Origin of the sequence: Novosphingobium taihuense (assembly GCF_007830315.1) — a bacterium.
Taxonomy (GTDB): domain Bacteria; phylum Pseudomonadota; class Alphaproteobacteria; order Sphingomonadales; family Sphingomonadaceae; genus Novosphingobium; species Novosphingobium taihuense.
This window is the reverse complement of record NZ_VLKJ01000001.1, coordinates 267,179-289,189: the sequence shown is the minus strand read 5'-3', so window position 1 is coordinate 289,189 and position 22,011 is coordinate 267,179. Positions and strand designations below refer to the sequence as shown.

17 protein-coding genes are annotated in these 22,011 nt (G+C 62.7%); 13 read left to right on the top strand and 4 right to left on the bottom strand.

Annotated features, from left to right (window positions below):
- Positions 1-13: 13 nt before the first annotated feature.
- Positions 14-1,495 (top strand): cysteine--tRNA ligase, encoded by a 1,482-nt coding sequence (gene cysS / locus IQ25_RS01355; RefSeq protein ID WP_144901499.1) that lies wholly within the window; start codon positions 14-16, stop codon positions 1,493-1,495.
- On the opposite strand, the gene IQ25_RS01350 is transcribed toward cysS, so the two are convergent.
- Complete coding sequence (locus IQ25_RS01350; RefSeq protein ID WP_144901497.1) at positions 1,492-2,154, bottom strand: TonB-dependent receptor; 663 nt, start codon at positions 2,152-2,154, stop codon at positions 1,492-1,494. The two genes, cysS and IQ25_RS01350, sit on opposite strands and share 4 nt — an antisense overlap.
- A gap of 107 nt (positions 2,155-2,261) precedes the next feature.
- On the opposite strand from IQ25_RS01350, the gene IQ25_RS01345 reads away from it, so the two are divergent.
- From IQ25_RS01345 to IQ25_RS01315, 7 genes are all read left to right on the top strand, one after another.
- Positions 2,262-3,200, top strand: a complete 939-nt coding sequence (locus tag IQ25_RS01345; RefSeq protein WP_181447154.1) for a D-2-hydroxyacid dehydrogenase — start codon at positions 2,262-2,264, stop codon at positions 3,198-3,200.
- A gap of 168 nt (positions 3,201-3,368) precedes the next feature.
- On the top strand, positions 3,369-5,024 hold the full coding sequence (locus tag IQ25_RS01340; RefSeq protein ID WP_144901496.1) for an acetolactate synthase large subunit: 1,656 nt from the start codon (positions 3,369-3,371) through the stop codon (positions 5,022-5,024).
- A gap of 121 nt (positions 5,025-5,145) precedes the next feature.
- The gene (locus IQ25_RS01335) at positions 5,146-6,582 is read left to right on the top strand and encodes an aldehyde dehydrogenase family protein (RefSeq protein WP_181447153.1); all 1,437 of its coding nucleotides are present in this window, start codon (positions 5,146-5,148) and stop codon (positions 6,580-6,582) included.
- Positions 6,583-6,768: 186 nt separating this feature from the next.
- Positions 6,769-8,190 (top strand): multiheme c-type cytochrome, encoded by a 1,422-nt coding sequence (locus IQ25_RS01330; RefSeq protein WP_144901491.1) that lies wholly within the window; start codon positions 6,769-6,771, stop codon positions 8,188-8,190.
- Positions 8,190-10,178: a GlcG/HbpS family heme-binding protein gene (locus IQ25_RS01325; protein WP_144901489.1), complete on the top strand. Its 1,989-nt coding sequence runs from the start codon at positions 8,190-8,192 to the stop codon at positions 10,176-10,178. The genes IQ25_RS01330 and IQ25_RS01325 overlap by 1 nt, the downstream gene beginning before the upstream one ends.
- The gene (locus IQ25_RS01320; protein ID WP_144901487.1) at positions 10,178-12,184 is read left to right on the top strand and encodes a hypothetical protein; all 2,007 of its coding nucleotides are present in this window, start codon (positions 10,178-10,180) and stop codon (positions 12,182-12,184) included. Before IQ25_RS01325 ends, IQ25_RS01320 begins: the two co-directional genes overlap by 1 nt.
- Before the next feature lie 11 nt (positions 12,185-12,195).
- Positions 12,196-16,776 (top strand): hypothetical protein, encoded by a 4,581-nt coding sequence (locus tag IQ25_RS01315; RefSeq protein ID WP_258536923.1) that lies wholly within the window; start codon positions 12,196-12,198, stop codon positions 16,774-16,776.
- Positions 16,777-16,829: 53 nt separating this feature from the next.
- Here the strand turns inward: IQ25_RS01315 and IQ25_RS01310 are convergent, their stop codons facing one another.
- Positions 16,830-17,210, bottom strand: coding sequence for a hypothetical protein (locus tag IQ25_RS01310; protein WP_144901483.1), 381 nt, complete (start codon positions 17,208-17,210; stop codon positions 16,830-16,832).
- Entirely contained in the window at positions 17,200-17,388 is a 189-nt protein-coding gene (locus IQ25_RS01305; protein ID WP_144901481.1) for a hypothetical protein, read from the bottom strand. The genes IQ25_RS01310 and IQ25_RS01305 overlap by 11 nt, the downstream gene beginning before the upstream one ends.
- Before the next feature lie 119 nt (positions 17,389-17,507).
- On the opposite strand from IQ25_RS01305, the gene IQ25_RS01300 reads away from it, so the two are divergent.
- Positions 17,508-18,206: a S24 family peptidase gene (locus IQ25_RS01300; protein WP_144901479.1), complete on the top strand. Its 699-nt coding sequence runs from the start codon at positions 17,508-17,510 to the stop codon at positions 18,204-18,206.
- Positions 18,207-18,252: 46 nt separating this feature from the next.
- A complete protein-coding gene (locus IQ25_RS01295) occupies positions 18,253-18,921 on the top strand; it encodes an MBL fold metallo-hydrolase (protein WP_144901477.1) in 669 nt (222 codons plus the stop codon).
- A gap of 68 nt (positions 18,922-18,989) precedes the next feature.
- On the opposite strand, the gene IQ25_RS01290 is transcribed toward IQ25_RS01295, so the two are convergent.
- Entirely contained in the window at positions 18,990-19,382 is a 393-nt protein-coding gene (locus tag IQ25_RS01290; RefSeq protein ID WP_144901475.1) for an MAPEG family protein, read from the bottom strand.
- A gap of 245 nt (positions 19,383-19,627) precedes the next feature.
- On the opposite strand from IQ25_RS01290, the gene rpmF reads away from it, so the two are divergent.
- From rpmF to IQ25_RS01275, 3 genes are read left to right on the top strand one after another with little or no spacing between them, the layout of a single operon-like run.
- Positions 19,628-19,807, top strand: coding sequence for a 50S ribosomal protein L32 (gene rpmF / locus IQ25_RS01285; protein ID WP_039331452.1), 180 nt, complete (start codon positions 19,628-19,630; stop codon positions 19,805-19,807).
- 25 nt (positions 19,808-19,832) lie between these two features.
- Positions 19,833-20,915, top strand: a complete 1,083-nt coding sequence (plsX, locus tag IQ25_RS01280; RefSeq protein WP_144901473.1) for a phosphate acyltransferase PlsX — start codon at positions 19,833-19,835, stop codon at positions 20,913-20,915.
- On the top strand, positions 20,912-21,889 hold the full coding sequence (locus tag IQ25_RS01275; RefSeq protein ID WP_144901471.1) for a beta-ketoacyl-ACP synthase III: 978 nt from the start codon (positions 20,912-20,914) through the stop codon (positions 21,887-21,889). The genes plsX and IQ25_RS01275 overlap by 4 nt, the downstream gene beginning before the upstream one ends.
- Positions 21,890-22,011 lie beyond the last annotated feature (122 nt).

Genomic DNA, 22,011 nt, shown 5'->3' with positions numbered 1-22,011 from the left:
CAAGGGCTGATCCATGTCAGCCCATGGTCCTGCCCCGTTCAGCCCGTCCGCACCTCTCAAGCTGTTCAACAGCCTGACGCGGCAGGTCGAAGCTTTCCAGCCCGTCCACGATGGCGAGGCGCGCGTCTATTCCTGCGGGCCTACGGTCTATAATTACCCGCACATCGGCAACATGCGCGCCTATGTCTTCGCAGACATTCTGGGGCGTACACTGTCGTTCAAGGGGCTGAAACTCACCCACGTCATCAACATCACGGATGTCGGCCACCTGACCGACGACGCCGATGATGGCGAGGACAAGATGGAGAAGATGGCGCGGGCTCAGGCCCAGTCCATCTGGGACATCGCGCAGCACTATACCCAGGCTTACTGGGAGGACGTGAAGGCGCTCAATATCCGCCAGCCCGCGCGCTGGACGATCGCCACCGAATATGTCCCGCAGATGATCGCCTTTGCGCAGAAGATCGCGGACAAGCACTGCTACGAACTGGATAGCGGGCTCTACTTCGACGTCTCGACGGTGGCGGACTACGGGCGTCTGGCGCGCGCCCAGACCGAGGACGGTGAGGGCCGCATTGAGGCAGTGGAAGGCAAGCGCAACGCCGCCGATTTCGCGATCTGGCGCAAGACTCCATCTGGTGAGAAGCGCCAGATGGAATGGGATTCCCCATGGGGCAAGGGCGCTCCCGGCTGGCATCTCGAATGCTCGGTCATGTCGGGTGAAGTGCTCGGCTTCCCGTTCGACATTCACACCGGCGGGATCGACCACCGCGAGATCCACCACCCCAATGAGATCGCACAGAACCAGGCATTCTGCTGCACCAATGGCCTGGACCTGCCCGCCAACTCCGGCGCGCGAGTGTGGATGCACAACAACTTCCTCGTCGAACGCTCGGGCAAGATGAGCAAGTCGTCGGGCGAATTCCTGCGGCTGCAACTGCTGATGGACAAGGGGTATCATCCGCTGGCCTACCGAATGATGTGTCTGCAGGCGCACTACCGCAGCGAGTTGGAGTTCTCTTGGGACGGTCTGGCAGCGGCGCTTACGCGATTGAAGCGCATGCTGATCTCAGTCGCTCAACTGAAAGAGCGCGTTGGCGAAGGCGAAGCCCTGCCGGGCCCCCGCTTCACGCCATTCCTCGAGCGTTTCGATGCCGCTGTTTCGGACGATCTAAACACACCGGTCGCCCTGACGGTGTTCGAGGAAGTGCTGGCGCTGAAGAAGATCGATCCGGCGGAGAAGCTCGCTGCGCTTGCTGCCATGGACACCGTGCTCGGCCTCGATTTGCTGAAACTCGACCGTCAGGCCCTGCGCATCAAACCCAAGGGCGTCGCAATCGAGGAAACCGAAGTCGAGGCCACCCTAGAAGCCCGCAAGGCCGCCCGCGCCGAAAAGGACTTTGCCCGCTCCGACGCCCTGCGCGACGAACTCGCGGCCAAGGGCGTCGAGGTCATGGACGGTGACCCGCTGGGCTGGGAGTGGAAGCTGGGCTAGCGCCTGGGCACCACGACCAGCTTGTACGGGATATACAGCAGGACTTCCGAAAGGCTCGCTCGGGTCCATTCGACTGGGCGATTCAACCCTTCGATCTCCACGCCGTAGTCGGGGCCAAGCTTCGCTGCCATGGATCGTGCATCTGCGGCAATCGCATCGGCCACAGCGCCGCGGTATTGATCCGGGGCTACCACCGACAGCGTCAGATCATCGGTCCCGCCGAACTCTGCGCGCCCTACAGGCTCTACAGCCTTGATGAAGTCGGCAATCTTCTTCTCCGCGACTACGCCCGACGTCGGTCCGCTCAGTGGGACCTTGATCAGGAAGACCGCGCGCGAGGTATCCGGCCGTCCGGCCCCGTTCAGGGCAAGCGACCGGTAGTTCTGCAAGGTCAGCGGCTCGACCGTGCGCTGCCCGTAGGCAAGTTGGACCCCATGCTTGGGTGCCAGCCGGATCGCGTTCTCGATCATTTGGTAAACCTCGGCGATGCGCTTGCCCGCATCGCGCGTGTCCCCGGTGATCGAAACTTCCTGAACAGCGAAATCGGCGACGCGCTTCAAACCTACGGCGGGCACGCGTTCGTCGAACGTGTCGGATTCGCGGCGCATGGCCGTCACGATCACTTCGGACATGCCATCGTCCTGAGCAATAGCGGTCATTGGGCAAATCATGCTTCCGAGACAAATCGCCAAGAAAATCCGTTTCATCGCACTCACCCTCTCCGCTAGGTCAACGCGAAACCAAACAGTGCGGGAGAGCTCTGTCAATGACCGTCCTCGTGATGAACGCCATGGCCGCGCCGCTGATTGAGCCGCACTTGCCCGAATGGGTCGAGCCGCGCTTCTTCCGCAACGCCGAGGAACTGTTCGAGCTTGCGCCATCGGCTGACATCGGTTGGTTCGATCTCTACCAGCCGAGCGGCATGGACAAGGCGATCCGGCTGGCGACGAAGCTCAAGTGGCTGAACTCGGTCTATGCCGGGGTCGACTTCTTCCCGCTCGATGTCCTTCGCAAGCGGGGCGTGATCCTGACCAACGGCACCGGCATCAACGCGATAACCATCGCCGAATATGTGGTCATGGGCATGCTCACCGTGGCCAAGGGATATCGTGATGTCGTTCGCTCGCAGGACCGGCACGAATGGCTGCTCGACAGCCCCGGCAAGGTCGAACTCGCCGGAAGCCGTGCGCTGATCCTTGGTTATGGCGCGATCGGGCAGAAGGTCGAGCGCATGCTGCAGGGATTCGATGTCGAGATCCTCAAGGTCCGTCGCTCGAGCAGCGAAGGCACGCTTGGACCAAACGAATGGCGCGGCCAACTCGGCACGTTTGACTGGGTCATTCTGGCTGTCCCTGCCACACCGGAAACCGAAGGCATGATCGGCAAGGCGGAGATCGCCATGATGAAGCCGGGCTCCACACTGGTGAACGTCGCACGCGGCACCGTTGTCGATCAGGATGCGCTGATTGAGGGGCTGAAGGCCGGACGGCCCGGCCATGCCTTCCTTGATGTGGTTACGCCCGAGCCGCTCCCTGCCGATCATCCTCTGTGGGACGTGCCCAACGCCCACATCACAAGCCATCTATCCGGCCGCGCACAAACAAAGATGTTCGAACGCTCAGTCACCCGTTTCCTCGAAAACCTTGTCCGTTTCCGCCAGGGCGAGACCCTTCAGCCCCAGGTCGATCTTTCGCTCGGTTACTGAGCGTGAAGGGCGTGACTTCGGGGCGCGGCTTTGATAGCCATGCACCCAAGGGGCAGGTGCGGGGGCCATAACGACACGCACCGGTTTCAAGTCCCTCGAGGTCGCATCCGAGTTGGGGAAGGGGAACGCAGCCTTGGCCGCGTGTTCCCATTGATGGAGCGACCAAAAATGGCCGAAGGCAAGAAGGCGTCAGACCTGTTCATCGAGTGCCTTGAAGAAGAAGGCTGCGAATACATCTTCGGCGTTCCGGGCGAAGAGAACCTCGATTTTCTCGATTCGCTGTCCCGCTCCAGCAAGATCAAGCTGATCCTTACGCGTCACGAACAGGGCGCGGGCTTCATGGCCGCCACTTATGGCCGCCACACCGGCAAGACCGGCGTCTGCATCGCAACGCTCGGGCCGGGCGCCACGAACTTCGTCACGGCTGCAGCCTATGCCACGCTGGGCGGCATGCCGATGCTGATGATCACCGGCCAGAAGCCGATCAAGAAGTCCAAGCAGGGCCGTTTCCAGATTCTCGATGTCGTCTCGATGATGGGCCCGATCACCAAATTCACCCACCAGATGGCCTCGTCGGACAACATTCCCAGCCGCGTGCGAGAAGCCTATCGTCTGGCCGAGGAAGAGAAGCCGGGCGCGACGCATATCGAGCTGCCTGAGGACATCGCTGACGAGCACACCGATTCCCGGCCGCTGAAGCGCAGCCTTGTCCGCCGCCCGAACGCCGACGCCAAGTCAGTCGCGCAGGCTGTTCATGCGTTGCAGAACGCCAAGGCGCCGGTGCTGGTGATCGGAGCGGGTGCGAACCGCAAGATGACGGGCAAGATGCTCGCCGAACTGGTCGAGAAGACCGGCATCCCTTTCCTCACGACGCAACTGGGCAAGGGCGTGATCGACGAACGCCATCCGAAGTTCCTCGGCTGCGCAGCGCTCTCGGCCGGAGACTTTGTCCACCGCGCGGTCGAAGACGCCGACCTTATCGTCAACATCGGCCATGACGTGATCGAGAAACCGCCGTTCTTCATGCGTGAAGGTGGCACTCCGGTGATCCACGTCTCGACCAAGACGGCCGAAGTCGATCCAGTCTATTTCCCCTCGATCGAGGTGATCGGCGATATTGCCAACGCCATCTGGCAGATCAAGGAAGCGATCACGCCGAACCCTGCGTGGAACTTCGACCACATGCTGGCCTACCGCTCCGCCGAAGTTGCGCATACCGCGCCGCTCGCCGCCGACACCCGTTTCCCGATCTTCCCGCCCCATCTTGTGCAGCAGATCCGCGATGCCATGCCCGAGGACGGAATCATTTGCCTCGACAACGGCGTCTACAAGATCTGGTTTGCCCGCGGTTACACGGCCTACCAGCCCAACACGGTCCTGCTCGACAATGCGCTCGCCACCATGGGCGCAGGGCTCCCCTCCGCGATGATGAGCGCAATGCTCTATCCCGAGCGCAAGGTCATGGCGATCTGTGGCGATGGCGGCTTCATGATGAACAGTCAGGAGATGGAAACCGCCGTCCGCCTCGGACTCAACCTTACGGTGCTGATTCTCAACGACAGTTCCTACGGTATGATTCGCTGGAAGCAGGCCAACATGGGCTTCGAGGACTTCGGCCTGACCTACGGCAACCCCGATTTCGTCAAGTACGCGGAGAGCTATGGCGCCAACGGCTACCGCGTCGAAAGCGCGGCGCACCTGAAGGACCTCTTGGCGCACTGCAACTCCACGCCCGGCGTTCACCTGATAGATTGCCCGGTGGATTATTCGGAGAACGATCAGATTCTGAACAAGGACATCAAGGAACTGTCCAAGGCGCTCTAGGGTTCAGGCGAACATGGTGTCGTCGCCCCGGACATGATCCGGGGCCCCGCTTTCTCCCTGCGGCGGTGCAAGAAATGGCGGGATCCCGGATCGGGTCCGGGATGGCGTGGAGTTTGAAGCAGTGACCAAGTTGAAAGACGTCTATCCGCTCTACCTCAACAACAAGGCGGTGCAGCCCAACACCGACCTTGCGGTGACAGACAAGTTCACTGGCGAAGTAGCCTTCCGCACCGCTCTCGCCACGCCCGACGTAATCGACGAGGCGATTGCCGGTGCCGTTCGCGCGGCAGAGCCGATGGCAAAGCTCGCCAGCTATGAAAAGCGGGACGTTCTCGATCACTGCGTGAAGCGCTTTGCCGAGCGCAAGGATGAACTGGCCTATGCCCTGTGCGTCGAGGCGGGCAAGCCCATCGCCGATTCGGAAGGCGAAGTTGGCCGACTGATCGACACCTTCCGCATCGCGGCCGAAGAAGCGACGCGAAATTACGGCGAAGTCCAGCCGCTGGACATTTCCCCGCGCGCCAGAGGCTACATGGGCATGTGGAAGCGCGTGCCGATCGGGCCGTGCAGCTTCATCTCGCCGTTCAACTTCCCGCTGAATCTTGCCGCCCACAAGATTGCGCCGGCCATCGCCATGGGTTGTCCCTTCGTGATGAAGCCCGCCAGCCTAACACCGCTGGGGGCGATCATCATGGGTGAAGTGCTGGCCGAGTGCGACGTCCTGCCCGAAGGCGCATTCTCGATCCTGCCCGCCAGCCGCGATGGCGCGGACCTGTTCACCACCGATGAGCGGCTCAAGCTCCTTTCCTTCACCGGTTCACCTGGTGTTGGCTGGGAACTGAAGGCCAAGGCCGGCAAGAAGAAGGTCGTCCTCGAACTTGGCGGCAATGCTGCCGTGGTCGTCGACAAGGACGCTGACCTTGAGCATGCGCTCGCCCGGATCATCTTCGGCGGATACTACCAGTCCGGCCAGTCCTGCATTCACGTCCAGCGCGTGATCATTCACGCCGACATCTATGACCGCTTCCGCGACATGCTCGCCGCCAAGGTGAAGGACCTGAAGTCCGGCGATCCCAAAAATCGCGATACTTTCATCGGCCCAATGATTTCGGCGAAAGAAGCGCAGCGGCTCAAGTCGTGGATCGATTCGGCTGTGGCAGGTGGGGCAAAGCTGCTTGCGGGCGGTGGGTGTCAGGGCAACATGCTCGAGGCCACGCTGCTCGAAGGCTGTACCCGCGAGATGGACGTCTATACCGAAGAAGCCTTCGGCCCGGTCGTGATCCTCTCGAAGTTCACCGAATGGGAAGCGGCGCTAGATGAGGTGAACGACAGCAAGTTCGGCCTACAGGCAGGCCTGTTCACGTCCGACCTGCACAAGGTCATGGATGCGTGGGACCGGCTGGATGTCGGCGGAATCGTCGTCAACGATGTCTCGTCCTACCGCGTCGACAACATGCCCTATGGCGGGGTCAAGGATTCGGGTCTGGGCCGCGAGGGAGTGCGCTTCGCCATGGAAGACATGTCCGAAATCCGGAACATGGTGATCCGGCGGCGGTGAATTTGATAAAGGTGTGGTGTCTGTCTTTCTGATATGTTTCCATGAAATCGGATTAGCCACTTGAACCGAAGGGGTAGAGTGTCCTAGTCTCCGATCAAACGGGGTCGCATTGCAGCACTTCCGGCCAGGGCTTCCGCACAAGGCATAAAGCCGCGCGGCAAGCAGAGCCGGTGGGGACGAGGGGCAATGCAGGTTATCATCTTGGGAATCGGGCGGCTGGCGGCACTGTGCCGTGCGATTCCGCGTTCCGGCGTCATGGCCTTTGTCGCGTGTCTTGCCATGGCAGGCGCCGCGCTTGGTGCTTCCTCGCTTGTCTCACCTGCTGCAGTGCAGGCCCAAGGCACCGCACCAGCCGTGCTGCGTGGCCACGTTGGAGTGGCCTCCTGCGCGGGGTCCACCTGTCATGGCCGCAGCGTTGCCGATGGCGCCGTGGTCCGGCAGGACGAACTCATGCGCTGGCAGGAAGAATCCTCGCCTTCTGGCGCGCATAGTCGTGCTTGGCGCGTTATCCAGGAGCCGCGCGGTCAGGCTATTGTCCGTCGCATGGGCCTGGATGCCGCAGGCGTTCAGCGTGAGTGCGCCGGTTGCCATGCCTCACCCGGTTCCGCGCGCCCCGCCGATGGTGTCGATTGCGAAGCATGCCATGGCGCATCCGGCGGCTGGCTCTCCACCCACTACACCGTTGGCGCCAGCCATGCCCGCAACGTCGCACAGGGCATGACCGACCTGACCCGTCCGCAGGTCAAGGCGCAGGTCTGCCTCGATTGCCACTTCTCCGGCGATGCCAAGGGGCAGTTTATCGCCCACCGCATCATGGCCGCAGGTCACCCGCGCATCTCGTTCGAGCTGGACCTGTTCACCACGCTGCAGCAGCACCACGACGAAGACGCCGATTACGTCCAGCGCAAGGGCGGCAAGACCAACTCGATGCGCATGTGGGCGGTAGGGCAGGCCGAGGCGGTCAAGCGCAGCCTCGAACTCTACAGCCAGCCAGCCCGGGCGATGGACGGCGTGTTTCCCGAATTCACATTCTACGATTGCCACTCCTGCCACCGCCGGATTTACGATGGGGAAGACGGCAACGTGACTGCGGTGCGCAATCCGGGTCGCCCGATCGATCTTGGTACCCCGCCATACAACGACGAGAACATGATCATGCTTCTCGCCGCCGCGCGTGTTGTCGCGCCTGACGCCGCCGCTACCTTTGATGCCCGCGCCAAGGCATTCCATCGTGCCATGCTCGCGAACCGTGCCGAGACGGTCGCCGCCGCGCAGGCGCTGCGCCAGTCAGCAGACGCACTGTCGTCGCGCTTCGCTTCGGCCAGCTTCACCCGCGAACAGACCTTCGCGATCATGGAGTCGATCGCCAGCGATGCCATTGGTGAGCGCTACACCGACTATGAAGGGGCGGTGCAGTCGGTCATGGCAGTCGACACGCTGCTCGGTGGCATGGTCAATCAGGGCATGGTGTCCCCGGCTTCGGCGAACGGCCTGCGCGTGCAGATCAATCTGGCCTACGCTGCCGTTCGCGATCCGAACGGCTTCCAGCCCCTCGCTTTCCGCCGCGCTCTGGGCAGCGCAGTACGTTCGATCCGGAGCCTTCGCTAATGCGTATGCCGTTGGCTTTCCGGCAGACCACCGCCGTCGCACTCGCGCTCTCTCTCACACTGTCAGGGTGCGGCGGCGGTGATTCTGGCTCGGGCGGTACCTTCACGCCAACGCCGACGCCTAGCTCTGCCTCCAGGTTCTTCGCCGATCCCGCGCAGGAAGCGCTGACCGCTGCCGAAGTGCAGCAGATCATCGCTCAGGCCGTCGGCGAGGCAAAGGCGCTCAATTACCCTGCGATCATTGCCGTGGTCGATCGCGTCGGCAACGTGCTGGCGGTCTTCCGCATGAACGGCGCTGCCACCCGCATGATCATCAGTCCCCGCACCGCAACTGGGGAGATTTCCCCGCGCGAAGTCGATGCGCAGGGCCTTGAAGTCGAAGCGACGATGGGCGCGATTTCCAAGGCGGTCACGGCCGCCTATCTCTCGTCGAGCGGCAATGCCTTCTCGACCCGCACGGCAAGCATGATCGTGCAGGAGCACTTCCCGCCCGCGCCCAACACGCCTGGTCTTGAATCTGGTCCGCTGTTCGGCGTGCAGTTCAGCCAGTTGCCTTGCTCCGACCTTTCCGCACGATTCTCGTCGGGCAACGCTGGATCGGGCGCATTCATCGGCCCCAAGCGTGCCCCTCTCGGCCTTGCGGCTGATCCGGGCGGCCTGCCGCTCTACAAGAACGGCGTTGTCGTCGGTGGCATCGGCATCATGGCTGACGGCGACTATGCCTACGACCCCGACGTGACCGACGTCGATGGCGATCCGGAAGAGTTCATGGCTCTTGCCGGCATTCAGGGTTTCGCGCCGCCCGCCGAAATTCGCGCCGATCGAATTCCGGTTGACGGGTCGACCCTGCGCTTTGCCGATGCCCGGATAGAAGGCCTGCACCCGCTGCAGACCAGCTTTTCGGCAATCAACAACGTGGCTGGCACGTTGATCCCGGTGCGCGGCTACTATGACGGCACGTCAGTCCTCGCGGGCACCCCCTATGGAACTGAGGCCAGCGGTATCCGTCGTGCCACCTCGAGCGAGTTTTCGCTCGCGGATGCCTACGTCTTGAGCAATGGTTCCGGCACCAACCGCTATCCTGTCAAGTCCGGCACCGACGCTGCTGCCGTGGGCACCCCGCTGACCGCTGCCGAAGTCCGTGCGGTGCTGGAAGAAGCCTTCACGATCATGACGCGCGCCCGCGCGCAGATTCGTCGCCCGCTCGACAGCCGCGCACAAGTCTCGATCTCTGTCGTGGATACTTATGGCGAAGTCCTCGGCCTCGTCCGTGGGCCGGATGCTCCGATCTTCGGCATCGACGTTTCATTGCAGAAGGCCCGCACCGCCGCCTTCTTCTCCAATCCAGTGGCTGCCGATCAGCTGAACGCCAACACCGATGCGGAAATTCCTGCTTTCGTTCAGCGCACTCGCGATTTTCTGGGCGACCAGACGGCGCTGACCGGCAAGATCGCCTTCGCCGACCGCTCCGGAGGCAACCTCTCGAGGCCATTCTTCCCTGATGGCGAAGTTGGCCGTCCGCATGGCCCGCTCTCGCGCCCGATCAGTGATTTCAGCCCGCTCGCCACGGGCCTGCAGATCGCTCTGGTGAAGGCCAACCTGCTGCAGCACGCGGTCTTCGTCGAAGGCTCGCTCAATGCCCGAGACGTCGTCCAACGTTGCACGGCAGTGCCAGACACGCCGACGGGCAAGAAGCGCCTGGCCAATGGCATCCAGATATTCCCCGGCTCGGTCCCGATCTATCGCAACGGCAAGCTTGTTGGTGCCATCGGCATTTCTGGTGACGGCATCGATCAGGATGACATGATTGCTTTCCTGGGTACGCATAATGGCGGCGCAAAAGTCGGCACCATCGGCAATGCTCCCAAGGAAATCCGCGCCGACACGATTGTCGTCCCCGTGGGGCAGGGCGTGCGCCTGCGCTACGTGAACTGCCCCTTCGCCCCGTTCCTCGATACGAGCGAACAGAACGCCTGCGAGGGCAAGTGATGCAGCAGGTCGCTCTCCTGATCGCACCCGTTCTTGGTATCGCCCAGCCGCAGGCTCAGTCTGTATCGCTCCCGTTTTACGTGCAGGACGCGTCGGGAACGGCGCCGGGAGCAGCTGAGCCGCAGCAGGCGCCAACGGCTGACAGCAAGGCCGCACTGCCTGGCGGTGAAACGGACGCGGAAGGTGCCCTCATCGACGGCCGCCGTCGCCCCGGCTTCAACAAGCAGCTCCCCGAGAAGGTCGATCAGGACAATCCCGGCGCGGTTAACGCCCCGCCGCCCGAAGCCTTTTACGACAAGTACGATGGCGAGGGCCCGGTCGGCGATCTCGGCCTCGACGTCAGCTTGCCGGACCGCTGGCGCATCATGGCTTCGCTGTGCCCCAAGAAGGACCCGGCAACCGGCAAGAAGGACCGCGCGCTGTACACGCTGTTCCCCAAGCTGGAATATGCCTGCCACTCTCAGCTCGATCCGTTCCACCACAACCTGCTCAAGGGTGACCGTCCGCTCGCCCGGGGCAAGCGCCCCGGCTTCCTCAAGGGCGATGACTGGTACCTGCTCGCAGGCGCCGTGTCCGATACTGTGGTCGAGCCGCGCAGCTTCCCGATTCCTGTCGGCAACCAGACGACGACCAACCCCAACGAGATTGATACCTTCGGCCGAAGCCACAGCCTCGTCCTGTCGCAGACCTTTATCGCCAGCCTCTCGCTGCTCAAGGGCATGACCGCGTTCAAGCCGCCGGTGATCGAATACCGCATCGCGATTGCCGGCAATATCAACCACGTTCAGGTGCCCGAACGCCGCGTGCTTTTCGTCGAACCGTCGAAGGGCACCAGGCGCACCGATGGCTTCATCGGCCTGCAGGAAGCCTTCATCGATTATCATATCGGCCGATTCGATACGAAGCGCTACGATTTCATCAGTATGCGTGCCGGCATTCAGCCGATGCAATCGGACTTCCGCGGCTTCCTGTTCAACGACAACCAGCTCGGCATCCGCCTGTTCGGCAATCGTGACAACAACCGCGTCCAGTTCAATCTTGCAGCCTTCTGGCGGCTCGAGAAGGAGACCAACTCGGGTCTCAACGATGTCAGCCGCGCTCCGCGCAATGACTTCGTGTTCATGGCCAACCTGTACCGGCAGGACTTCCCGTTTGTCGGCCTGACCAGCCAGATTTCGGCTACCTACAACATGAACCGCGAACGCAACGAGATCGCGGTCGACACCAACGGCTTTCCCGTTCGCCCGGCGCTCATCGGCGATCTGCGTGGGCGCGAATATGACGTGGTTTATCTGGGCTACGCGGCTGACGGACATATCGGCCGCTTGAACGTGACCGCGCAGGCCTACGCAGCACTGGGCGAGGACCGGAACAACTTCCTCACCAGCCGCCCTGCCGAGATCAAAGCCTTCATGGCCGCCGCCGAACTCAGCTACGACATCGACTGGTCACGCATCCGCCTCTCAGGGCTCTGGGCGAGTGGCGACAGCGACCCTTATGACAAGACCGAAGGTGGTTTCGACGCGATCTTCGAGAACCCGCAGTTTGCTGGCGCCGACACCAGCTATTGGATCCGCCAGACCATTCCCTTTGCCGGCGGTGGTCGCAACATCTCGGTCAATGGCCGCAACGGCATCCTGAACTCGCTGCGTTCCTCCAAGGAGCAGGGGCAGTCGAACTTCACCAACCCCGGCACGATGCTTGTCGGCCTCGGCACCGATTTCGACCTTACCCCCACGCTGCGCGTCTCGACCAACGTCAACCACCTCTGGTTCGAGAATACGAAGGTCCTGCAGGTCCTGCGCAACGAAGGCTCGATCCCGAAAGACATCGGCTGGGACGCCTCCGTCTCGGCAATCTGGCGTCCCAACGCCTCGCAGAACCTCGTCTTCCGCCTGTCAGGTGCAGTGCTGGATCCGGGCGCGGGTTTTGACGACCTGTTCGCGCAACAGGGCAAGGCCAGCCGCTTCTACTCCGTCCTCGCCAACGCGACTCTGGCCTTCTGATGACCCAGCTCATGACCCAAACGCGCCGATTTCGTACTCTTTCGCTGGCATGGCTGGTCGCGGCGCTCGCCGCGCTGCTGATCCCGAGCGCGCTCTACGCGTCGGGTGAAGAGACGCCGCAGAAGGTCACCCACACCCGCGCTCCTGCCGCGCCGAGAGGCCAGCCGGGCGATACGGTCGAAGAACAGTGGGCCTACGTCGACAAGCAGAACGCAGGCTGCGTCAGCTGTCACACAAAGAGCGATCACCGCACCATGCACGCCAGCCCGGCGGTGGTGCTGTCGTGTGCGGATTGCCATGGCGGCAATACCAAGATCATGGCGGATCGCTCCTGGAACCGCAATTCCATCGATTACGTCGCGGCGATGAGGGACGCTCACGTCCTGCCGAAGTATCCTGTGGCATGGGGCTGGCCGTCCTCGGCAAACCCCAAGCGTTCCTACGCCCTGCTGGCGAAGGAAAGCCCGGAATTCATCCGCTTCATCAACCCGTCGGACTATCGCGTTGCCCGCGATTCCTGCGGGGCTTGCCACATGTCGATCATCGAGGCGTCCGAACGTTCGCTGATGTCGACCGGCGCCATGCTGTGGGGTGGCGCGGCCTACAACAACGGCATCGTCCCCTTCAAGAACTACCTCTTCGGCGAGAGCTTCACCCGTAATGGTGAGCCGGCCCTCTTGAAGTCGGCATCCAAGGAAATCGGCCCAGACGGAAAGCCGATGTGGGGCACGGTCACGCCGAAGGAAAAGGCCCGCGGCGCGCTGCCGATCATGTATCCGCTGCCGCGCTGGCACACGATCCCGCCGGGCGATGTGTTCCGCGTGTTCGAGGATGGCGGCCGCACGATCAACCCGCAATTCCCCGAAATCGGCCTGCCCAACTCTACCGGACTGATCCAGCGTCTTGACGAACCCGGTCGTCCTGATCTCAAGCAGTCGAACCGCGGCCCCGCCACGGGCCTGCGTGTCGCGATCCCGGTGCTCAACATCCACAAGACGCGCCTGAACGACCCGTTCCTGTTCCAGATGGGCACCAACGATCAGCCGGGCGACTATCGCTCGTCGGGCTGTGCCGCGTGTCACGTGATCTACGCCAACGACCGCGAACCGCGCCACTCGCTGAACTACGGCAAGTGCGGGCGCGATGGGCAGACGGTCACGGCCGACCCCACGATCAATTCACTGCGCGAGGGCCAGCACCGCAAGGGCGGCTACGGCTCGTATGATGCTGCAAAGGAAGAGCATCACGACAAGGTCCGTGGTACCGTTCTGGGCGGCAAGGGCAGTTACGTCGGCGGTGATAAGTCCGATCCCGAGCAGTCGAAGGACATGGAAAGCGATTGCTCCCGCGCGATCTCGTCGGCCGAGCAGCTGGTCTATGCCCCGGCCAAGGGCGTCGCGCCCCATGGCACGATGGATAGCGACAAGATGGACCAAGCCTCGGCCCATGCCATGGCGGGGCTTGATGCCAAAGGCCATCCCAAGACGGGCGAGCATGGCGAGGACGCGCACGACGCATCCGGCCCGGTGGCCATGCAGGATCGCGAACGCGGCCACCCGCTGGTCCACGCCTTCACCCGCGCCATCCCCACCGCGCAGTGCATGAACTGCCACATGCACCAGCCGAACATCTTCCTGAACTCCTACCTCGGCTACACGATGTGGGACTACGAATCCGATGCGCCCAGCATGTGGCCCGGGCCCGAAAACCGTGCGCCCAAGCCTGCGGGCATGTCCGATGCGGACTACGAGAAGACGTTCAAGAAGCAGTTCTATCCCAACATCGACGAACAGCGCGAAGTGCTCGATCGCAACCCCGAGGGTGCATCGACGCGAGGTCTGTGGCGCGACGTCGAATTCCTCCGCAACGTCTATGACCTGAACGACAAGCTCGAACGCACGCAGTTTGCCGACTATCACGGCCACGGCTGGAACTTCCGCGCCATCCTCAAGCGTGACCGTCGTGGCAACCTGCTCGACGATGAAGGCGATATGTCTTCGTACGGCACCGACAAGGCGCACATCATTTCGCCTGAGGACCCTGAAAAGTTCCGCAAGGCAGGGGAAGGCAAGTTCGTCGAACCGGGCGAAAGCAATCCGGGCAAGGCCGTCCACATGATGGACATCCATGCCCAGCTCGGCATGCAGTGCGCCGATTGCCACTTCTCGCAGGACAGCCACGGCAACGGCATGATCTATGGCGAAGTAGCCAACGCAGTCGAGATCGGGTGCAAGGATTGCCACGGCACGCCCGACAATTACCCGACGCTGCTGACCTCGAACCTGGCCGCGCCCGAGAAGGGCAACAACCTTGCGCTGTTGCGCAATGCAGATGGCCAGCGCCGCTTCGAATGGTACAACGAGGCCGATGGCCGCCGCGTCCTCGTCCAGCGTTCGATCATCGACCCCAACTTGTCCTGGCGCGTAAGCTTGGTGAAGGATTCGGTCGACGCGCGCTATGCCGGAAAGATGGATGCCGCAGGGAAGCCGATCTTCAATCCAAAGGCTGCTCGCGCCAAGCTGATGGCCAAGTCGGCATCGGATGACGGCGTCTACAAGTTCGGTACTGGCGTGCCCAAGGAATCGCGCGCCCACCGTGACGACGACATGGCATGCTTCACCTGCCACCTTTCGTGGACCACCTCTTGCGCAGGCTGCCACCTGCCGATCGAGGCGAACTGGAAGTCGGCCACGCACAAGTACGAGGAAGACTACACCCGCAACTACGCGACCTATAACCCGCAGGTTGCGCGTGACGACATGTTCCAGCTGGGCAAGCACCAGCGCAACAAGTCGTCGGGATCGGATCCGGTGCAGTTCGATGCGGCGGGCACCCCGGTCGCAGGCAAGGCGATCACTGCGCCTATCCGCTCCACTTCGGCGCTGATCCTGTCATCGACCAACATCAACCGCGAACGCATTTACGTGCAGCAGCCACCGATCTCCTCGATCGGCTATTCTTCACAGGCCTTTGCACCGCACTTCCCGCACACCGTGCGCAAGAACGAGACGAAGCAGTGCACCGATTGCCACGTCAGCCAAGATGAGGACAACAACGCCACGATGGCGCAGCTCCTGCTGCTTGGCACCAACTACGTGAACTTCGTCGGCATGAACGCCTGGTTCGGCCTCGACGGTGGCTTCGAAGCCGTCCGCGTGACAGAATGGGACGAGCCGCAAGCCGTGATCGGTTCCTACCTCCATCGCTATGCATACCCGGACTACTGGAGGCAGCACGTCGACAAGAATGGTCGCGAACTGAAGAACTGGACGCGCGGGAAGATCGTCGACGGCAAGCTGTCGGGCGAGACGACTGGCCAGGAACAGTTTGCCAATGTCGTCGAAGGAACCAGGGACGCCGTCCGCTGTCTGCAGATGCGTGGTGAATACATGTACGTTGCCGAGGGCAAGGGTGGCTTCCGCGCCTATGACATCGCGGCAATTGGCAACAAGGGCTTCTCCGAGCGTATCGTGAAGGCACCGTTCTCGCCGCTCGGCCACGATACCCATGTTGCCACCTCCAATGCTACCTGCATGGCGCTGCCGACCAACCAGTCGATCGCGCCCACGCGCAACACGCCCGAACTGCGTGGCCTCAATCAGGAGCAGCCGTTCTCGCCGATCTACAGCTATGCCTTCGTTACCGATGCGGTCGAAGGCCTGATCGCGGTCAATGTCGATACGCTGGCCGATGGCGAGTTTCGCAACAATTACTTCGACCGCGCGCTGACCTTCAATCCAGACGGCGCGCTGACCGGTGCAAGGCACATTACGCTGGCGGGGGACTACGCCTATATCGTGACCGACAAGGCGCTCGTCACGGTCCATCTGCCCAAGCCATGGTCGCCGTCCAAGCCCTGTGAGGTCAGCGAAAAGAAGGGCGGCGAAACCTGCCTCGATCCGCGCATCACCTCGGTCGTGCCCTTGCGCGATCCACGCGCAACGGCGGTGCAGTTCCGTTACCTCTGGGTAACGACCGCCAATGGCCTCGAACTCATGGACATCACCAATCTGGCCGAACCGAAGGCCGTGCCCTCGGCCACGGTGCCACTGGCCGATGCGCGCCGCGTCTATCTTGCTCGCACCTATGCCTACGTTGCGGCCAAGTCGCAGGGCCTCGTCATCGTCGACATTACCGCACCCACGCGCCCGTCGATCTACACGAGCTACACCGCCGACGGTCAGCTCAACGATGCCGAGGACGTGATCGTCGCATCCACCAACGCCTCGCTCTTCGCGTACGTTGCCGATGGTCGGAACGGGATGAAGGTTCTTCAGCTGACGTCGCCAGCCAGCCAGCCGAACTTCTACGGCTTCTCGCCCGATCCAAAGCCCGAGCTGATCGCCTGGGCCCGTACGCCTACGCCAGCGCTCGCGCTGTCAAAGGGGCTGGATCGTGACCGCGGGGTAGATGAGACCGGCGGGCAGATGGCGGTGTTCGGTCGTCTCGGTTCGCGTCCGTTCACGCGGCCCGAGATGGAAGAGCTGTTTTTGAACAGCAAGGGTGACGTGTTCCGCGTGTCGAACGCCGTGGACATGAGCCTTTGGGTCGGCGCAAAGCCCGCCCCGATGCTGGCGAAGATCGACAACTAGCGTTTCCGGGTTGGAGAGGAGAGCGGGTGCCTCACGGGGCACCCGCCGATCATTCACTCCGCGTCGAGCAGCAGGATCTCGCACTCCACTTCCATGAGCGGCGCGGGCAGCAGTTCGTGGTCCACCCGTGTCACGGCGGCATCGGCTACGAGTTCGCGCCGTAATCTGAACTCGTGCTCGGGCAGGGCCGCGACGAAGTTCTCCCCATCGCTCACCGCGTCGCTGCCGGCGAAGCGCAGCACCAGCCGGTGCCTCGCTCCCGAGAAGGTGATGCTCGCCCAGGGCGTCTCGCCGTGACTGATGATCTCTGCCAGCGGCCCTGAGATCTCGCGCACGGCACGTAGCAACCTGTCGGCCGTGGTTGTCAGGGCGCGTGGCGGGGGAGGGGTTTGCGCGACGGATTTGGTCTCGAAGGCGCCCGGTTCAAGCAGCATGGACATTCTCTCCAAAGTTGTTCATGAAATGTTCCACGCGTGAGGTCAGCGCGGAACGAGGCTCGCGACCGTTGCGCAGGTCACCCACGAAACGGGGATCATGCGCGGCAAGGCGGCCGAACTTGGTGACGGACATTCCCGTCTGGCGAAGGAAACTCTCGACCTTGCGGAGCAGCATGTCCTCTCATCCTCCTGATGCTGGCGTCGCCGAGACGACTCGAAATAGGATTTTTCCTATGTTGATCTCCAAATCCTACAATGCTAGGAAAAGTCCTTCGAAATCGGAGGAAGGTTGAAATGGCGCTTCAGGATGGCGAATCGGATGACGGTGCCCGCTCCCGCCTCGTCACGCTCGCGGCGCAGCGCGGCGTCAGCCTGTCGGCGCTCTCCGCGCTGATCGGCCGCAACACGACCTATCTTCAACAGTTCGTCCGCAAGGGCAGCCCACGCAAGCTTGAGGAGAACGACCGTCGCACGCTGGCGGAGTTCTTTGGCGTGCCGGAAGGCGATCTTGGAGCTCAGCAGCGCAGTGGGGTGCTTGCGGTGGGGCAGGGGAGTGCAGTTTTGGCGCCAACTGTTCGCGCCGTCGCGCCCGAATGGGCCGACATCCCCCGCTTGCCACTTGGCGCATCAGCCGGTCCCGGCACCCTGCCTGCAGAGGAAATCCCCTCCGGCCGCCTGCGGTTCAATCACCGCTGGCTCAAGGGGCAGGGCCTCGAACCCGCCATGCTCACCGTCATCGAAGTCGAGGGTGATTCGATGGAACCGACGTTGCGCGATGGCGACGAGATCCTGGTCGACCGCACCCCGCGTCCATTGCGCGCCGGAATCCATGTGATCCGGCTCGACGATGTCCTGCTGGTCAAGCGCCTCGAACCCGGCCCCGGCGGCACATTGCGCGTCATATCCGACAATACCGCCTATCCCCGCCTCGAGCGCGCCATCAGCGAGGTGGAGATCGTCGGCCGCGTTGTCTGGAAAGGCGGACGTCTCTAGGCCGCCACGGCTTGCCAATTCGCCCCTCACGCGCCATCTCAGCGCCATGACCCAGCCCACAGCCGAACCCGCCTTCAAGGTCGCGATCATCCCCGTCACCCCGCTCCAGCAGAATTGCACGCTTGTCTGGTGCACGAAGACGATGAAGGGTGCTTTCATCGATGCGGGTGGCGATCTCGAAAAGCTGCGCAAGGCGATTGAAGTCACCGGCGTGACCATCGAGAAGCTGCTTGTTACCCACGGACATCTCGATCACTGCGGTAGCGTCGGCATACTTGCGCGCGAACTTGGGGTTCCTATCGAAGGGCCGCATGAGGCAGATCGTTTCTGGATCGCGAAACTCGATGAAGACTCGCAGCGCTGGGGCATCCCAGCTGAAGTGTTCGAGCCCAATCGCTGGCTCCATGACGGCGACAAGGTCGCCGTTGGCGAGGTCGAACTCGATGTGATCCACTGCCCCGGCCACACCCCCGGCCACGTGATCTTCCATCACGCACCCTCACAGGTCGCCATTGTCGGGGATGTGCTGTTCCAGGGCTCGATCGGCCGCACCGATTTCCCGATGGGCAATCATCAGGACCTGATCGATTCGATCACGCAGAAGCTATGGCCGCTCGGCAACGATGTGACGTTCGTGCCCGGCCACGGACCCAACAGCACCTTCGGCCGCGAACGCCAGACCAACGCCTACGTCAGCGACTACGCCCTCAGCTGAGCCGGCTCCCCCCTCCCGCCAGCGGGAGGGGTTGGGGAGGGGCTGTTCGCCAGACCCTCCAATTGAATTCACATATCCAGCGCGATGGACACAGCCCACACGCCCAGGCCAAGTTGCGAAAGCATGGTCGTCAGCGTGCCCACGCCGCGCAGGACGCCCAGCGGACCTCCATCCATGCCGATGCCATGCGCCACGCGGCCCAGCATGTAGAGGGCCGCAACACCCATCAGGTAAGGGTTGCCGGTCCGGGCAAGCTCGACCGCGGCTGTCAGCACCAGCACGATCGGCGTGTTCTCGATGAAGTTCGCCTGCGCGCGCATGCGGGCGATCAGTTCCATGTCGCCGCCGTCGCCGATGCTGATCTTCTTGGCGGTGCGAACCATGCCGATGCGGATGGAAAGCCAGATATTGATGGCAGCGGCCGCAGCGGCCGCGCACAGCGTGATTGGCAGGATGGTCATGCCCTGTATTATCCCCTCTCAAACGGCCCCCATGTGAGGGTCCATCGCCAAAGCTAGCGCGCCCTAGCTTGCAAAGCATCAGAAAATCCTTATAGGCGCGCCTTCGCCCAGCGATTGGCGAATCCCGTGACTTGTGGCGTCCTTCGCCGCGTACGGGTCCTGTGCCAAACAGGGCTTGTGCGAAGGTCCGGTTTTCCCTATCGCGCCCGCAACAAAACTACGCAATTCTAAGAACAGGTGCCGAGATGGCCGTCCCTAAAAGAAAGACTTCGCCCTCCCGCCGGGGCATGCGCCGCAGCCATGACGCACTGAGCGTCGAAGCGTTCCACGAATGCTCGAACTGCGGTGAACTCAAGCGTCCGCACAACCTGTGCAACGCCTGCGGTCACTACAACGGTCGCGAAGTCATCGCCGTCGGGCTCTAAGCCTTAAAACGGGGGGACTGAGGACATGAGCCTGCCGCGTATCGCCATTGATGCGATGGGCGGCGATGAGGGCGTGCGCGTGATGGTTGAAGGCGCGGCACTTGCCCGTCGTCGTCATGACCGCTTCAAGTTCCTCCTCGTCGGTGATGAGGCCCGCATCAAGCAGGCCCTCGAAAATCATCCAAACCTGCGTGAAGCTTCGGAAATCCTCCATGCACCCGATGTGGTGTCGGGGGACGAGAAGCCTACGCAGGCCCTTCGCCGTGCCAAGACCACCTCGATGGGGCTGGCGATCAACGCGGTGAAGCAGGGTCATGCCGGAGCTGCTGTCAGCGCCGGCAACACCGGTGCGCTCATGGCCATGGCCAAGCTCGCGCTGCGCACAATGCCTGGGATTGACCGGCCTGCGCTCTCTGCACTGCTGCCAACGCTTGGCGAACATGACCTGATCATGCTCGATCTTGGCGCAAACACCGATTGCGATGCCCGCAACCTGGTGCAGTTCGCGATCATGGGTGCGGCCTATGCCCGCATCGTCAATGGCCTTGAATCGCCTCGCGTCCGTCTGCTCAATATCGGCACGGAAGAGACCAAGGGCACCGATTCCCTGCGCGATGCCGCCAACCAGCTGAAAGAGCTGGCGGGCGATCTGGCAATGACCTTCGATGGCTTCACCGAAGCTGACAAGCTTTCGCGCGGCGATTGCGACGTCGTCGTCACCGATGGCTTTTCGGGCAACATCGCATTGAAGTCGATGGAAGGCGCTGCCCGCTTCGTGGCGGACCTGCTGCGCCGCAGCTTCTCCTCGTCCTTGCGCTCGAAGTTCGGCTTCCTGATCTCGCGCCCGGCGACTGAATTGCTCAAGCATCACCTTGATCCCAACAACCACAACGGAGCCGTGTTCCTCGGCCTCAATGGCGTCGTGGTGAAGAGCCATGGCAGCGCTTCGGCGCTGGGCGTGGCCAATGCCGTCGCAGTAACGGCCCGTCTGCTGGAGGAAAACCTGACCGAGCGTATCCAGGCTGACCTTGCGCGCCTCGGCGCGGAAGCCATTCGCACCAGCGGTCGCGGCAAGTCGGCACCCGTCACCAGCGAGGACGCGGCATGAGCCTGCGCGCAATCATCCGGGGCAGTGGCTCTGCCCTGCCGCAGCGCTGCGTGACCAATGCCGAAATGGCAACCTTGGTCGACACGACCGACGAATGGATTGTCGAGCGCACCGGCATCCGCCAACGCTATCTCGCTGGCGAGGGCGAGACGACGTCCACGCTCGCCACCGAAGCGGCGCGCAAAGCTCTCGAAGCGGCGGGCATCGATGCTGCAAAAGTCGATCTGATCGTGCTGGCCACGGCGACGCCCGACCAGACGTTTCCCGCCACCGCCACCCTCGTGCAGCATAACCTCGGCTGCAACGGCGGCATCGCTTTCGATGTCGCGGCGGTCTGCTCGGGCTTCCTCTACGCGCTCGCCACCGCAGACTCGATGATCCGTACCGGCATGGCCAAGTGTGCTATTGTGATCGGGGCAGAAACCTTCAGCCGCATTCTCGACTGGGAAGACCGCACCACCTGCGTGCTGTTCGGTGATGGTGCAGGCGCGATCGTGCTCGAAGCGCAGGACGTTGACGAGACCGATCCTGCCGCCCCCGGCGTGATCGCCACGCGCCTCCACGCCGATGGCGCGCACAACGAACTGCTCTATGTCGATGGTGGTCCTTCCACCACCGGCACCGTCGGCAAGGTCCGCATGAAGGGCCGCGAGGTGTTCCGCCACGCTGTCACCAATCTGGCCAATGTGCTGCGTGAAGTGCTTGAAACTTCAGGCCACGATGCGTCAGAGATTGACTGGGTCGTGCCGCATCAGGCCAATTTCCGCATCCTCGACGCCACCGCGCGCAAGCTCGATCTGCCTGCGGAAAAGGTCGTCGTCACGGTGGACAGCCACGCCAACACCAGCGCAGCATCCGTGCCACTTGCCTTCGATACCGCGGTCCGCGATGGCCGGATCAAGAAGGGTGATCTGGTGATGTTCGAAGCCATGGGCGGCGGCTTCACCTGGGGCGCCAGCCTCGCGCGAATCTGATCGGGGCGCAACCCGTCCCGCATCGAGCCAGTCTTATCGTTTTCAAGCAATGGATTGCATTGCGTTCCGCAGAATCAGCGTTATTGTCACTCCCCTTGGCGTCTTCTGACTTCTGGGGGGAA

Bases quoted from the DNA above. Each gene is read 5' to 3' on its own strand.
- cysS (WP_144901499.1), top strand. From the start codon at position 14: ATGTCAGCCCATGGTCCTGCCCCGTTCAGCCCGTCCGCACCTCTCAAG.
- IQ25_RS01350 (WP_144901497.1), bottom strand. From the start codon at position 2,154: ATGACCGCTATTGCTCAGGACGATGGCATGTCCGAAGTGATCGTGACG.
- IQ25_RS01345 (WP_181447154.1), top strand. From the start codon at position 2,262: ATGACCGTCCTCGTGATGAACGCCATGGCCGCGCCGCTGATTGAGCCG.
- IQ25_RS01340 (WP_144901496.1), top strand. From the start codon at position 3,369: ATGGCCGAAGGCAAGAAGGCGTCAGACCTGTTCATCGAGTGCCTTGAA.
- IQ25_RS01330 (WP_144901491.1), top strand. From the start codon at position 6,769: ATGCAGGTTATCATCTTGGGAATCGGGCGGCTGGCGGCACTGTGCCGT.
- IQ25_RS01325 (WP_144901489.1), top strand. From the start codon at position 8,190: ATGCGTATGCCGTTGGCTTTCCGGCAGACCACCGCCGTCGCACTCGCG.
- IQ25_RS01320 (WP_144901487.1), top strand. From the start codon at position 10,178: ATGCAGCAGGTCGCTCTCCTGATCGCACCCGTTCTTGGTATCGCCCAG.
- IQ25_RS01315 (WP_258536923.1), top strand. From the start codon at position 12,196: ATGACCCAAACGCGCCGATTTCGTACTCTTTCGCTGGCATGGCTGGTC.
- IQ25_RS01310 (WP_144901483.1), bottom strand. From the start codon at position 17,210: ATGCTGCTTGAACCGGGCGCCTTCGAGACCAAATCCGTCGCGCAAACC.
- IQ25_RS01305 (WP_144901481.1), bottom strand. From the start codon at position 17,388: ATGCTGCTCCGCAAGGTCGAGAGTTTCCTTCGCCAGACGGGAATGTCC.
- IQ25_RS01300 (WP_144901479.1), top strand. From the start codon at position 17,508: ATGGCGCTTCAGGATGGCGAATCGGATGACGGTGCCCGCTCCCGCCTC.
- IQ25_RS01295 (WP_144901477.1), top strand. From the start codon at position 18,253: ATGACCCAGCCCACAGCCGAACCCGCCTTCAAGGTCGCGATCATCCCC.
- IQ25_RS01290 (WP_144901475.1), bottom strand. From the start codon at position 19,382: ATGACCATCCTGCCAATCACGCTGTGCGCGGCCGCTGCGGCCGCTGCC.
- rpmF (WP_039331452.1), top strand. From the start codon at position 19,628: ATGGCCGTCCCTAAAAGAAAGACTTCGCCCTCCCGCCGGGGCATGCGC.
- plsX (WP_144901473.1), top strand. From the start codon at position 19,833: ATGAGCCTGCCGCGTATCGCCATTGATGCGATGGGCGGCGATGAGGGC.
- IQ25_RS01275 (WP_144901471.1), top strand. From the start codon at position 20,912: ATGAGCCTGCGCGCAATCATCCGGGGCAGTGGCTCTGCCCTGCCGCAG.